The sequence below is a fragment of the Oceanimonas pelagia genome (assembly GCF_030849025.1).
Taxonomy (GTDB): domain Bacteria; phylum Pseudomonadota; class Gammaproteobacteria; order Enterobacterales; family Aeromonadaceae; genus Oceanimonas; species Oceanimonas pelagia.
Window position 1 is genome coordinate 1,657,454 of record NZ_CP118224.1, and the last position, 13,259, is coordinate 1,670,712.

At 62.6% G+C, this 13,259-nt stretch carries 11 protein-coding genes; 5 read left to right on the forward strand and 6 right to left on the reverse strand.

Annotated elements, in window-relative coordinates; genetic code table 11:
* Positions 1 to 180: 180 nt before the first annotated feature.
* Positions 181 to 762, reverse strand: a complete 582-nt coding sequence (dcd, locus tag PU634_RS07895; RefSeq protein WP_306763506.1) for a dCTP deaminase — start codon at positions 760 to 762, stop codon at positions 181 to 183.
* Between the two features lie 103 nt (positions 763 to 865).
* A complete protein-coding gene (gene apbC / locus PU634_RS07900) occupies positions 866 to 1,939 on the reverse strand; it encodes an iron-sulfur cluster carrier protein ApbC (protein WP_306763507.1) in 1,074 nt (357 codons plus the stop codon).
* 140 nt (positions 1,940 to 2,079) lie between these two features.
* Between apbC and metG the strand changes: the two genes are divergently transcribed.
* Complete coding sequence (gene metG / locus PU634_RS07905; protein ID WP_306763508.1) at positions 2,080 to 4,110, forward strand: methionine--tRNA ligase; 2,031 nt, start codon at positions 2,080 to 2,082, stop codon at positions 4,108 to 4,110.
* A 147-nt stretch (positions 4,111 to 4,257) separates the two neighbouring features.
* Here metG and PU634_RS07910 read toward each other — a convergent pair whose 3' ends face one another.
* The 3 genes from PU634_RS07910 to pabB all read right to left on the reverse strand — a co-directional run bounded on the left by PU634_RS07910 (position 4,258) and on the right by pabB (position 7,732).
* On the reverse strand, positions 4,258 to 5,640 hold the full coding sequence (locus tag PU634_RS07910) for an L-serine ammonia-lyase (RefSeq protein ID WP_306763509.1): 1,383 nt from the start codon (positions 5,638 to 5,640) through the stop codon (positions 4,258 to 4,260).
* A gap of 155 nt (positions 5,641 to 5,795) precedes the next feature.
* Complete coding sequence (locus PU634_RS07915) at positions 5,796 to 6,359, reverse strand: CoA pyrophosphatase (RefSeq protein WP_306763510.1); 564 nt, start codon at positions 6,357 to 6,359, stop codon at positions 5,796 to 5,798.
* A complete protein-coding gene (pabB, locus tag PU634_RS07920; RefSeq protein WP_306763511.1) occupies positions 6,356 to 7,732 on the reverse strand; it encodes an aminodeoxychorismate synthase component I in 1,377 nt (458 codons plus the stop codon). The genes PU634_RS07915 and pabB overlap by 4 nt, the downstream gene beginning before the upstream one ends.
* A gap of 125 nt (positions 7,733 to 7,857) precedes the next feature.
* Here pabB and PU634_RS07925 point away from each other — a divergent pair, with 125 nt between their 5' ends.
* Positions 7,858 to 9,378 carry a fumarate hydratase gene (locus PU634_RS07925; RefSeq protein WP_306763512.1) on the forward strand — a complete coding sequence of 507 codons (1,521 nt, stop codon included), beginning with the start codon at positions 7,858 to 7,860 and terminating at the stop codon, positions 9,376 to 9,378.
* Positions 9,379 to 9,492: 114 nt separating this feature from the next.
* On the opposite strand, the gene yccX is transcribed toward PU634_RS07925, so the two are convergent.
* Positions 9,493 to 9,765 (reverse strand): acylphosphatase, encoded by a 273-nt coding sequence (gene yccX / locus PU634_RS07930; RefSeq protein WP_306763513.1) that lies wholly within the window; start codon positions 9,763 to 9,765, stop codon positions 9,493 to 9,495.
* A 79-nt stretch (positions 9,766 to 9,844) separates the two neighbouring features.
* On the opposite strand from yccX, the gene PU634_RS07935 reads away from it, so the two are divergent.
* The 3 genes from PU634_RS07935 (at position 9,845) to mnmH (ending at position 13,235) form a co-directional block, all read left to right on the forward strand.
* Positions 9,845 to 11,038: a class I SAM-dependent methyltransferase gene (locus PU634_RS07935; RefSeq protein ID WP_306763514.1), complete on the forward strand. Its 1,194-nt coding sequence runs from the start codon at positions 9,845 to 9,847 to the stop codon at positions 11,036 to 11,038.
* An 81-nt stretch (positions 11,039 to 11,119) separates the two neighbouring features.
* On the forward strand, positions 11,120 to 12,157 hold the full coding sequence (selD, locus tag PU634_RS07940; RefSeq protein ID WP_306763515.1) for a selenide, water dikinase SelD: 1,038 nt from the start codon (positions 11,120 to 11,122) through the stop codon (positions 12,155 to 12,157).
* The gene (gene mnmH / locus PU634_RS07945) at positions 12,150 to 13,235 is read left to right on the forward strand and encodes a tRNA 2-selenouridine(34) synthase MnmH (RefSeq protein ID WP_306763516.1); all 1,086 of its coding nucleotides are present in this window, start codon (positions 12,150 to 12,152) and stop codon (positions 13,233 to 13,235) included. The genes selD and mnmH overlap by 8 nt, the downstream gene beginning before the upstream one ends.
* Positions 13,236 to 13,259 lie beyond the last annotated feature (24 nt).

The window sequence follows — 13,259 nt, forward strand, 5'->3', positions numbered from 1 at the left end:
TTGTCCCGTTCTGTGCGTGTAAAACCAATAAATGACAGTTCCCTTGTCATTCCGGCCGGTGAGCCGGAATCCATTCCGCGGGCCACCGCGCAACCTGCCCTGGACTCCCGTTCCGTCTTCGCGGCGAATGACGTTTCTGCACGGGAGTGACAGGGCTTGAAGGCCTTCACCGAAGAGGGCTCAGTCCTGATTGATGCGGCTGGCATCCGCGCCCTTCTGGGCCTTGTATTTGGCACTGGCGCGGCTCATGTAGGGCCGCTCGGCCGGGCCGGACATGGTCTCGAAATTAAGCGCACCGATCACCATTTTGGGCCGCAGCGCGAGGGGCAATTTGCCGCTGTTGTAAAACTCCAGCACGATGCGGCCACTCCAGCCCGGATCAATGCGGTGGGCGGTGACATGCACCATCAGCCCCAGCCGGGCCAGGGAAGAACGGCCATCGAGCCAGCCAACAATGTCGTCAGGCAGGGTAACGGACTCGTGCGTAACAGCCAAGGCCAGCTCACCCGGGTGCAGAAAAAAGGCCTCGCCGTCTTCGATCACGATTTCGTCGCTCATCACCCGGTTGATCTGCTCCTGCACCTGGCCCTTGGGGCCGCTCAGATCGATATAGGGCGCGGTATGATCCTGAAACACACGAAACTCGTTGCCGAGCAGCACATCCACGGTCACACCACTGATCCGCTCCGCCGGCGGCTCGGGCACGATTTGAATGCGGCCATCGGCCAGATACTGCTTGATGTCCCGATCGCAAAGACGCATGAAAACTCCTTAAACCGAACAGGCTCCGTCGTACAGGACGTCCCGAAGCCCAGAAGAAGACACGGCGCCGGCCTGGCCCGCGCCGCAAGAAAACCATTGGTCATTATACCTGTCGGGTATAAAGGGTGGTGGGTACCGCCTTGCCGGAAAAATACAACCCGGCGGCCAGACGGGCGGCCATGGCCAGGTAAAGACCGGCCATTTCCCCTTCGGGCTCGGCCGCCACCACCGGGGTGCCGGCATCCATTTGCCGGCACAAAGTCGCACTCAGGGGCATTTGCCCCAGCAGGGGCACACCGTGCTCGCTGCACAGGTGCTCACCGCCCCCTTCGCCAAACAGGCTTTCCCTGTGGCCACACTGGCCGCACTGGTGGTAACTCATGTTTTCAATCACCCCCAGCACCGGAATATTAACCTTGCCAAACATATTGATGCCCTTCACCGCATCGGCCAGGGCCACGTTCTGGGGCGTGGTCACCACCACCGCCGCCGTGGTGGGCACCTGCTGGGCAATGGTGAGCTGAATGTCGCCGGTACCCGGCGGCAGGTCCACCACCAGGTAGTCGAGCTCGCCCCAGCGGGTTTCCCGCAATATCTGCGACAACGCCTTGCTGGCCATGGGGCCGCGCCACACGGTGGCGTCATCGGCGCCGACCAGAAAACCAATGCTGTTGGCCTTGATACCATGGGCCTCAACCGGAAGCATGGTCTTGCCGTCGTCGCTGGCCGGGCGCTCGCCGGCCACCCCCAGCATCAGCGGAATGGAAGGGCCGTACACATCGGCGTCGAGCAGGCCCACCCGGGCCCCCAAATGGTTCAGCGCCAGCGCCAGGTTCACCGCCGTGGTGGACTTGCCCACCCCGCCCTTGCCCGACGACACCGCAATAATGTTGCGTACGCCGGCCACCGCCGGCGCGTTGTTGGCATGGGCCAGGGTGGCCACCTCGGTGTGCAATTGCCAGTTCACGCTCTGTACGCCGGCCAGGGCACACAGCTCGGCATTCAGGGTCTGAAGTTCGTCGGTGAGAGTGCCTTGCGCAAAGGGCAGCATCAGCGAAACATGCAGCGCATCGCCGCGCCGTTCAATGTTGCGCACCACACCGGCAGACACCAGATCATGGGGCCAGTGTCTGGGCGAAAAACGGCCCAGACGCTGCCGAATTGGTTCAATATTCATTCACTTGCGTCCACGTGAGGGAATGCCTGCACTTTAGCAAAAGCGCAAGGAGGGGAAAACGCCGTTGAAGAGTGTATATGAGAAAAAACTCGGGTAACATGCAGGGTCCCGTCAACCCGACTCAACAAATAATGGAAATTATGGCTACCGATCCACGTAAGATTCTCGTTACCTGCGCCCTGCCCTATGCCAACGGTTCAATTCACCTTGGTCATATGCTGGAGCACATTCAGGCCGACATCTGGGTTCGCTACCAGCGAATGCGTGGCCATCAGGTCCATTTTATCTGCGCCGACGACGCCCACGGCACCCCCATCATGCTCAAGGCCCAGCAGCTGGGCATCAGTGCCGAGCAAATGATTGCCGAGGTGCAGAAAGAGCACCAGCACGATTTCGCGCGCTTCAACATCGGTTTCGACAACTACCACAGCACCCACAGCAACGAGAACCGGGAGCTGGCCACCTTGATCTACGGCCGGCTCAAGCAGAACGGCTTTATTCAGAGCCGCACCATTTCCCAGCTGTACGATCCCGAGCAGAACATGTTCCTGCCGGACCGCTTTGTAAAGGGCACCTGCCCGAGCTGCAAGGCGGAAGATCAGTACGGCGACAACTGCGAGTCCTGTGGCGCCACCTATACCCCGGCGGAGCTGATCAATCCCAAGTCCGCCGTATCCGGCGCCACCCCGGTGATGAAGGACACCGAGCACTTTTTCTTCGATCTGCCCCAGTTCGACGGCATGCTCAAGGCCTGGACCCGCTCCGGCGCGCTGCAGGAAGAAATGGCCAACAAGCTGGAGGAATGGTTCGAATCCGGCCTGCAACAATGGGATATCACCCGCGACGCACCCTATTTCGGTTTTGAAATTCCCGATGCCCCGGGCAAGTATTTCTACGTCTGGCTCGACGCCCCCATCGGCTACATGGGCTCGTTCAAGAACTACTGCGACAAGCGCGGCGATCTCAGCTTTGACGAATACTGGAGCCAGGACAGCACCGCCGAGCTGTATCACTTTATCGGCAAGGACATCGTCTACTTCCACAGCCTGTTCTGGCCGGCCATGCTGGACGGCAGCGAGTTCCGCAAACCCAGCAACATTTTTGTGCACGGCTATGTCACCGTCAACGGCGCCAAGATGTCCAAGTCCAAGGGCACCTTCATCAAGGCCGACACCTACCTCAACCACCTGGATCCCGAGTGCCTGCGCTACTACTACGCCGCCAAGCTGTCCAGCCGCATCGACGATCTCGACCTGAATCTGGACGACTTTGTCGCCCGGGTGAATGCCGACGTGGTCAACAAGCTGGTCAACCTGGCGTCGCGCAACGCCGGCTTCATCGCCAAACGCTTTGACGGCCAGCTTGCCGCCGAGTGCGCCGAGCCCGCGCTCTACGCCGAATTTGCCGGCGCCGCCGAACGCATCGGCGAGTTTTACGAGCAGCGGGAATTCGGCCGCGCCATTCGCGAGATCATGGCCCTGGCCGACAAGGCCAACCGCTATGTGGACGACAAGGCCCCCTGGGTTATCGCCAGGGAAGAAGGCAAGGACGCCGAGCTGCAGGCCATCTGCTCCTTGGGGCTAAACCTGTTCCGGGTGCTGATGACCTACCTCAAGCCGGTGATGCCGCAACTGGCCGAACGCGCCGAGGCTTTCCTCAACACCGAGCTGGCCTGGAACGCCGTGGCCACCCCACTGACCAATCATACCGTCAACAAGTTCAAGGCCCTGTTCAGCCGCATCGAGGCCGACAAGGTTGCCGCCATGGTGGAAGCCTCCAAGGAAGACCTGGCCGCAGAGCAGGCCAAAGTGGTCACCGGCCCGCTGGCGGACGATCCCATCGGCGACACCATCTCCTTTGACGACTTCGCCAGGGTGGACCTGCGGGTGGCGCTGATCAAGAAGGCGGAAGCCGTGCCCCAGGCCGACAAGCTGCTGCGCCTGCAACTGGATCTGGGCGGTGAAACCCGTCAGGTGTTCGCCGGCATCAAGTCTGCCTACAACCCGGAAGATCTGGAAGGCAAGCTCACCGTGATGGTGGCCAACCTGGCGCCGCGCAAAATGCGCTTTGGCATGAGCGAAGGCATGGTGCTGGCCGCCGGCCCCGGTGGCAAGGATCTGTGGATCCTGGAGCCTCACGACGGCGCCCAGCCGGGCATGCGGATTAAATAAATTTGTAGGCCCGAATTTATTCGGGCAAACATTCCAATATGCGGCATTGTTGCCCCGTTAAAACGGGGCCTACACTCCAAATACAAAAAGCCCGGCAATCGCCGGGCTTCTCTTTACGCTTCACGCCTTACCCCTCGCGGGCTGGCATCAACATTCGATAATGTTCACCGCCAGGCCGCCGCGGGCGGTTTCCTTGTACTTGGTTTTCATGTCCATGCCGGTGTCGCGCATGGTCTTGATCACCTTGTCCAGCGACACCTTGTGCTCACCGGTGCCACGCAGGGCAAGGCGGCTGGCATTAATGGCCTTGACCGCGCCCATGGCGTTGCGCTCGATGCAGGGCACCTGCACCAGGCCGCCCACCGGATCGCAGGTGAGACCCAGGTTGTGCTCCATGCCGATTTCGGCGGCATTTTCCACGTGATCTATGGTGCCCCCCACCACGGCGGTGAGCGCGCCGGCGGCCATGGAGCAGGCCACGCCCACCTCGCCCTGGCAGCCTACCTCGGCACCGGAGATGGAAGCATTTTCCTTGTACAGAATGCCGATGGCGGCGGCGGTAAGGAAATACTGCACCAGGGCGTCGTCATCCACCGGCTGCACAAACTTGTCGTAGTAATGCAGCACGGCGGGAATGATGCCGGCGGCGCCGTTGGTGGGCGCGGTCACCACCCGGCCGCCGGCGGCGTTTTCCTCGTTCACCGCCAGGGCAAACAGGTCCACCCATTCCATCACGCTCAGGGGATCCTTGTTGTACTGGGATTCGCTCACCAGCCGGCGATACAGCGACGGAGCCCGGCGCTTGACCTTGAGGCCGCCGGGCAGAATGCCCTCGGTCTTGCAGCCGCGCTTGACACAGGCCTTCATCACCTCCCAGATCTCCCGTAAACCGGCAATGATCTCTTCCTCGCTGCGGTTGACCTTCTCGTTGGCCATCATCAGCCCGCTGATGGACATGCCGTGCTCCCGGCACAGGCGCAGCAGCTCGTTACCGCTCTTGAACGGATAAGGTACCGGGCGGGCGCTGGACTCCGCCACCGCGGCGGCCTTGGTGTCGGCAAACTCCTCGGCCTTGACGATAAAGCCGCCACCAATGGAGTAGTAGGACTGCTCGGCGAGCACGGCATCGCCTGCAAAGGCACGGCAGGTCATACCGTTGCTGTGCAGGGGCAGGGTCTTGCGACGGTGAAACACGATGGCGCCGCTGCGCGGGAAGGCCGCCGGGTGGGTCTGGTTGAGCACAATTTCCTGGCTGGTGTCCACTTTTTCCAGAAAGCCCGGAATCATGTCCACATCCACCGACTCGGGATCAAAGCCACCCAGACCGAGGATCACCGCCTTGCCGGTGCCGTGGCCGATTCCGGTCTGGCCGAGGGAGCCAAACAACTCGACTTCCACGCGGGTGGTGCGCTCGAGCGTGCCCTGCTCGGCCATGGCCTGAACAAAGGCATGAGCTGCCCGCATGGGGCCAACGGTATGGGAAGAAGAAGGGCCGATACCGATACTGAACATGTCAAACACGCTGATCATGGCAAACTCCAAACACTACTCGCTTAGGAACCGCGACGCGCACAGGCTGTCGCTCAACTATTATTGAACGATTGTAGGTTTATTTGAGTTTTAACCCAACAACAATTTAACACGTTAAAAAAATGTAACGCAGGAACTGTGATGGCGATCGCCGCTCAGCGTGCCACCTGGTGAGCAAACTGGTGGATCACGGCGGCGGTAATGCCCCACACCCACAGGCCGCGCCAGCGAATAAACACCACCCGGTGCAATTTGCCCCGCCGGTGCTGGCTCAATACATGGTGATGGCGCAGATCCAGCAGGTAATCGAGCGGCACCCGGTAAAGTTCATCCACCTCATCGGGATTCAGTACAAACTCGGGCTGGCCTTCCACCAGTCCCACAAAGGGCGTGAGCGCAAAGCCGGAAATGGTGTATTGGGCCCTGAGCCGCGCCAGCAGCCGGCAGCGTTCCGGCGGCAGGCCGATTTCTTCCTCGCTTTCGCGCAGGGCGGTGTGCCACAGGCTGGCATCGCCTTTGTCCACCCGGCCACCGGGAAAGCTTACCTGCCCCGGATGCTGGCGCAGATGCCGGCTGCGCCGGGTGAGTACCAGCTCCAGGCCCTGCTCCCCTTCCAGCACCGGCATCAGCACCGCCGCCGGCCGGGCATGGGCCGGCCAGCCATCATCGGGCCGGGGCGGCAGCAGGTTAAGGCGGGTGATCAGCTCGTCCAGGGTCACAGCTTCTCCAGCACCGGCAAAATGCGGCCCAGCTTGTCGAACAGCTCCTGATATTCGGCATCCTGCCCGGAGTCGGCCACCACCCCTCCGCCGGCCCAGCAATACAGCCGGCCCTGCTCTGCCAGCAGGGTGCGAATGGTGATGCTGGTGTCCATGCGACCGTGAACGCTGAGGTAACCCATGCTGCCGCAGTAGCCGTGGCGACGGTGGGGCTCCAGCTCCTCGATGATTTCCATGGCCCGCACCTTGGGCGCCCCGGTAATGGAGCCGCCGGGAAAGGTGGCCGCCAGCAGATCGGTGCCGTCCAGGCCACTCTTCAGCTCGCCGGTAATGGTGGACACCAGATGATGCACCGCCGGAAACGACTCGACGGCAAACAGCGACGGCACCTTCACCGTGCCCGGCACACACACCCGGCCGATGTCGTTGCGCAGCAGGTCCACTATCATCAGGTTCTCGGATCTGTCCTTGGGCGCCGCGGCCAGCTCTTCGGCCAGTTGCCGGTCTTCCCGCTCGTTGCTGCCTCGGGGCCGGGTGCCCTTAATGGGCTTGGTTTCCACCCGGCGACCGTCGAGGGCGATAAAACGTTCCGGCGACAGGCTGAGCACGGTGCTGTCGGGCAATGGCATAAAGGCGGAAAAGGGGGCGCGGTTGTGCTCGCTCAGCCGGCAATAAGCGGCCCAGGCATCGCCCTCAAAGGGGGCATTAAAGCGCACCGTCAAATTAATTTGATAACAGTCGCCGGCGGCCAGGTACTCCTGCACCCGGTTAAAGTTGGCACCGTACTGCTCGCGGCTCTGGTTGGCCTGCCAGGGCCCGGTGAGATGAAACGGTGCACCGGGCGCGGCGGCAAGCCCGCGCCACCAGGCCAGCCTTTGCCGCAGCGCCTGCTCGTCACCCAGCACCAGCAGATGGGCCTGCTCACGTTCACGGTCAATCACCCAGGCCCAGTCGTAAATACCTACCGCCATGTCGGGGGTGGACAGTTCGTTGATGGCACGCTCGGGCATGCGCTCCAGCCGGCGGCCCAGATCGTAACCAAACAGGCCCAGGGCACCGCCGGCAAAGGGCAGATGGGCATGCTCTTCGGGCAGACTCACCTCTCCCAGCAACCGCTGCTGCCAGGTTTTGAGCAGGGCAAAGGGGCACTCACCGCTGTGCTCAGTGCCATCGGGATGGGTAATGGTGGTCTTCTCGCCTCTGGTGACCAGCGTACCGACAGGGTGGGCGCTGAGTATGTGATAACGGCTGTCGCCGGCCAGCGGCGAGGCCGACTCCAGCAACACCGCCCAGGGGGTGCTGGCCAGGGGGGAAAAGAAGTCGCGCACCGGGCCGGAAAAGGGCTCGCTGTGTATGTGCAAAGGCAGTCCCATTTATGTAATCCACTCGACAGTTTTGGCATTCCGCCCCGGGCCAGACTGGTCAGCCGGGGGCGGCAAAGCGTATCATGGCGCCGATTATAACAATACAGAGCCAGCCGATAACCCATGAGGAAGCCATGAGCATTATCAAAAAGCAGGACTTTATCGACTCCGTTGCTGACGCCCTTCAATATATCTCCTACTACCACCCGCTGGATTTCGTGAAAGCGCTGGAAAAGGCCTACGAAAAAGAGCAGAGCCAGGCCGCCAAGGACGCCATCGCACAAATTCTGATCAACTCGCGCATGTCCGCCGAAGGCCACCGCCCCCTGTGCCAGGACACCGGCATTGTGACCTGTTTTGTGAAAATCGGCATGCAGGTGCAGTGGGATTCCGACATGACGGTGCAGGAAATGGTGGATGAAGGCGTGCGCCGCGCCTACTCCAACCCCGACAATCCGCTGCGCGCCAGCATCGTCGCCGACCCTGCCGGTGCCCGTAAAAACACCAAGGACAATGCCCCCGCCGTGGTGCATATCGACATGGTGCCCGGCGATCATGTGGAAGTGGCCATCGCCGCCAAGGGCGGCGGCTCCGAGAACAAGTCCAAGATGGTGATGCTCAATCCGTCCGACGACGTGGTGGAGTGGGTGCTGAAAACCCTGCCCACCATGGGGGCCGGCTGGTGTCCGCCGGGCATGCTGGGTATCGGCATCGGTGGCACCGCCGAAAAGGCCGCGGTGCTGGCCAAGGAGTCCCTGATGGATCCGGTGGACATTCACGAGCTGATCGAGCGTGGCGCCGAAACCACCGAAGATAAACTGCGCCTGGAAATCTTTGAAAAGGCCAACAAGCTGGGCATTGGCGCTCAGGGCCTGGGCGGCCTGACAACCGTGGTGGACGTCAAGATCAAGACCGCCCCCACCCATGCCGCGTCCAAGCCGGTGGTGATGATCCCCAACTGCGCCGCCACCCGCCATGTGCACTTCCACCTGGACGGCTCCGGCCCCGCCGAGCTGACGCCGCCGAAACTGGAAGACTGGCCGCAAGTGACCTGGGAAGTGGGCGAAAACGTGCGCCGGGTCAACCTGGACACCGTCACCCGCGACGACATTGCCGAGTGGAAAATGGGCGAGACCCTGCTGCTCTCCGGCAAGCTGCTTACCGGCCGGGATGCGGCCCACAAGCGCATTCAGGACATGCTGAATAAAGGCGAAAAACTGCCGGTGGACTTCAAGGACCGCTTTATCTACTACGTGGGTCCGGTAGACGCCATTGGCGACGAAGCCGTAGGCCCCGCCGGTCCCACCACCTCCACCCGCATGGACAAGTTCACCGACATGATGCTGGAGCAGACCGGCCTGATGGGCATGGTGGGCAAGGCCGAGCGCGGCCCGGCCACCGTGAGCTCCATTCGCGATCACAAGGCGGTGTATCTGATGGCGGTGGGCGGCGCCGCCTACCTGGTGGCCAAGGCGGTGAAGAAGGCCCGGGTGCTGGCCTTTGAAGACCTGGGGATGGAAGCCATCTACGAATTCGAGGTGGAAGACATGCCGGTGACCGTGGCCGTAGACAGCGAGGGCAACAACGCCCACGAAGCCGGCCCCGCCATCTGGAAAGCCAGAATCGAAGAGCTGGACGCCACCCTTAAGGGCTAAAGCTGATGCAGATGCCGGCCCCGAGCCGGCATTTTCTTTACACCTCGCTCCCCCGTACCCGCGAGCGTATCTGAAAATCTGGCCCGGTGTCGGTCCGGCCCCTCCCCCGGATTGTCAGCCGGTCTCAAACCCGTGCCCCCCTCTGGGCGCAATTTCTTCTTCCTGCAAGCCGGTCACATGGGCGGTATCCGGCCCGGTTCGCAACCAGGCCAGCAATTGCCGCACCGCCGCGCTGTCGCCTTCCGCCAACACCTCTACCCGGCCATCGGGCAGGTTACGGGCGTAGCCGTGCACCCCCAGCCGTTCGGCCTCGCACTGGGTATAATAGCGAAAGCTCACCCCCTGCACCCGGCCGCTGACCCAGATTTTTTTGGCAATCATGGTCATTTTTTCTCGCCTCCCCTTTGTGTTTTATGCTCGTCACTTCTAGAATTATGCCCCTTTTTTCAAGCAATCGGCCCAGCCTATGACCTCCTCTATAACCCTAGTTGCCGGACGGGAAAAATCCCTTCTGCGCCGCCATCCCTGGGTGTTTTCCCGTGCCGTCGACAAGGTGCAGGGTCAGCCCAATGCCGGCGACACCGTCGATATTCTGAGCCACAACGGCCAGTGGCTGGGCCGGGGCTTTTACTCGCCCCAGTCCCAGATCCGCGCCCGGGTGTGGACCTTTGACCGCCATGAAATGATCGACGATGCCTTCTTTCTGCGTCGCCTGGAGCGCGCCAGGGCCGGCCGCGAAGACATGATCAATGAGCAGGGGCTCACCGGTTACCGGCTGTGCGCCGCCGAGTCCGACGGCCTGCCCGGGGTCACCATCGACGTGTACGCCAATGTGGTGGTGTGCCAGCTGCTCAGCACCGGCGCCGAACGCTGGCGCAAGGCCATTGTGGCCGCCCTCACGCAACTGTATCCGGACGCCTGCATCTATGAGCGCTCCGACGTGGCGGTGCGCAAGAAGGAAGGCCTGAAGGAGCGCAAGGGCCTGCTGGCCGGCACCCTGCCCGCACAACCGGTAGTGATCGAGGAAAACAACGGTGTGCGCATTCTGGTGGACGTGGAAACCGGCCATAAAACCGGCTTTTACCTGGATCAGCGCGACAACCGCCGTATTGCCGGCCGTTACTGCCGGGGCAAGCGGGTGCTGAACTGCTTCAGCTACACCGGCACCTTTGGCGTGTATGCCCTCAGGGGCGGCGCCAGCGAGGTGGTGAACGCCGATGTGTCCGAGTCGGCGCTGGCGCTGGCCAAGCAAAACGCCGAGCTGAACCGGCTGGATCTGAGCCGGGCCCGCTTTGAGCAGGCCGACGTGTTCAAACTGCTGCGGGAATACCGGGAGCAGGGCGAAAGCTTTGACGTGATAGTGCTGGATCCGCCCAAGTTCGCCGAAAGCAAGGCCCAGCTCAACGGTGCCTGCCGCGGCTACAAGGACATCAACATGCTGGCGTTTCAGCTGCTCAATCCGGGCGGTGTGCTGCTCACCTTCTCCTGCTCCGGGCTGATGACCTCGGATCTGTTCCAGAAAATCGTGGCCGACGCCGCCCTCGATGCCGGCCGCAACGCCCAGATCCTGGAGCGCCTGAACCAGGCCGCCGATCATCCCATCGGCACCGCCTATCCGGAGGGCCACTACCTCAAGGGCCTGGTGGTGCGGGCCTGGTAAGGCACACCCGGTGAAGCGGATGCGGAAAGCGACCAGAAAGAGTAGAATGGGCGCTTTCCGTTAGTCACCAAGGAAGCTCGAGTGGAACCCATTCGCCTGACCCAATACAGCCACGGCGCCGGCTGCGGCTGCAAGATTTCCCCCAAGATCCTCGACACCATACTGCACAGCCAGCTGCCCGGTTTTCACGACCCCCGTCTGGTGGTGGGCAACGCCAGCCGCGATGATGCCGCCGTGGTCGACATTGGCAACGGCATGGGCATTATCTCCACCACCGACTTCTTCATGCCCATCGTCGACGATCCTTTCACCTTTGGCCGCATTGCCGCCACCAACGCCATCAGCGACATCTACGCCATGGGCGGCACCCCTGTGGTGGCCATTGCCATTCTCGGCTGGCCGGTGAACACCCTGGCGCCGGAAGTGGCGCAGCGAGTGATCGACGGCGGCCGCCAGGCCTGCCATGACGCCGGCATCTCCCTCGCGGGCGGCCACAGCATCGATGCGCCCGAGCCCATCTTCGGCCTGGCGGTCACCGGCCAGATCCCGCTCGACCAGGTCAAGCGCAACGACACCGCCGCCGCCGGCGATGTACTGTTCCTGACCAAACCGCTGGGCATTGGCGTGCTCTCCACCGCCCAGAAAAAGGGTGTGCTGCGGGAAGAAGACAGCCAGCTGGCACCCGAGGTGATGTGCCGGCTGAACAAGCCCGGTCAGGACTTTGCCACACTGGAAGGCGTGAGCGCCATGACCGACGTCACCGGCTTTGGCCTGCTCGGCCACCTGCTGGAGGTATGCGAAGGCGCCGATGTGAGCGCCCGCCTCAACATGGCGGATATTCCCCTGTTGCCCAACCTGGACCACTACCTGCAGGCCGGCGCCGTACCCGGCGGCACCCTGCGCAACTTCGACGCCTACGGCCACAAGCTGGCGCCGCTCACTCGGCGCCAGCAGCACATTCTGTGCGATCCGCAAACCAGCGGCGGCCTGCTGGTGGCGGTGCGCCCCGAGGCCATCGATGATTTCCTGACCGTGGCTGCGCGCCATGATCTGAGCCTCTCCCCCATTGGCGAGCTGGTGCCCGCCGGCGAGCACCGCATTGAGGTTGTGGATGCCTGAGCTGGAAACCGATCTCGACCGGCTGCTGGCAGAAGACGTGCCCATGCTGGACCTGCGCGCACCGGTGGAGTTTATTCAGGGCGCCTTTCCCGCCGCCACCAACCTGCCGCTGATGACCGATGACGAACGGGCGCAGGTTGGCACCTGCTACAAGCAGCAGGGCCAGCAGGCGGCCATTGAGCTGGGTCACCGGCTGGTGGCCGGTGACGTGCGCGAGGCGCGCATGCAGGGCTGGCTGAACTGGCTCGACGAACACTCGAACGGCGTAATTTACTGTTTTCGCGGCGGCCTGCGCAGCCAGACGGTGCAGCAATGGCTGCAGGATGCCGGCCGCCCGGTGGCCAGAGTCAAGGGCGGCTACAAGGCGCTGCGCCGCCGGTTGCTTGAGGAGATTGAACGGGGCTTTGCCTGCCCCGGCTTTGTGCTCACCGGCCTCACCGGCAGCGGCAAGACCGACTGGCTGGCGCGCAGCCCGCTGTCGCTGGATCTGGAAGGCTATGCCCACCATCGCGGCTCCAGCTTTGGCCACTGGGGCGAGCCCCAGCCCACTCCCATCAACTTTGAAAACCGGCTGGCCATTGCCCGGCTCAAACAGCGCCAGGCCGGCATTCACGGCTGGCTGGTGGAAGACGAAAGCGCCATGATCGGCCGTTGCCCGGTGCCCCTGCCCCTGTATGAGCGCATGCAGCAAGTGCCGTTGTTGTTGCTGGAGGTGCCCTTTGAGCAGCGGGTGCGGCAAATTCGTCACGATTACGTGGAGACCATGCAGCGCCACTTTAACGACGATTTTGACCGGCTGGAGCACTACCTGCAGGACAGCCTCAAACGACTGTACAAGCGTTTGGGCGACCGGGAATGGCGCCGGCTGTCGGAAGTGGTAAGCGACGCCGTGCGCCAGCAACAGGCCGGGTTTGGCTGCGGTGCCCACGAAGAGTGGATCGCCACCCTGCTGGGCAGCTATTACGACCCCATTTACGCCCGCCACCAGGCCGCCAAGGAAGACCGTATCGTCAAGCGGGGCGAGGCCGAAGAGCTGGCCGAGTGGCTGGCCCGGCAGCCCGAAGCACAGATTTCATAACCCGAATGATTATGTTAAAGGAAA

Excerpts from the sequence above, each read along its gene's own strand:
- PU634_RS07910 (WP_306763509.1), bottom strand. The coding sequence starts at position 5,640 with ATGATCAGCGTGTTTGACATGTTCAGTATCGGTATCGGCCCTTCTTCT.
- pabB (WP_306763511.1), bottom strand. The coding sequence starts at position 7,732 with ATGGGACTGCCTTTGCACATACACAGCGAGCCCTTTTCCGGCCCGGTG.
- yccX (WP_306763513.1), bottom strand. The coding sequence starts at position 9,765 with ATGACCATGATTGCCAAAAAAATCTGGGTCAGCGGCCGGGTGCAGGGG.
- PU634_RS07925 (WP_306763512.1), top strand. The coding sequence starts at position 7,858 with ATGAGCATTATCAAAAAGCAGGACTTTATCGACTCCGTTGCTGACGCC.
- mnmH (WP_306763516.1), top strand. The coding sequence starts at position 12,150 with ATGCCTGAGCTGGAAACCGATCTCGACCGGCTGCTGGCAGAAGACGTG.
- dcd (WP_306763506.1), bottom strand. The coding sequence starts at position 762 with ATGCGTCTTTGCGATCGGGACATCAAGCAGTATCTGGCCGATGGCCGC.
- apbC (WP_306763507.1), bottom strand. The coding sequence starts at position 1,939 with ATGAATATTGAACCAATTCGGCAGCGTCTGGGCCGTTTTTCGCCCAGA.
- PU634_RS07935 (WP_306763514.1), top strand. The coding sequence starts at position 9,845 with ATGACCTCCTCTATAACCCTAGTTGCCGGACGGGAAAAATCCCTTCTG.
- metG (WP_306763508.1), top strand. The coding sequence starts at position 2,080 with ATGGCTACCGATCCACGTAAGATTCTCGTTACCTGCGCCCTGCCCTAT.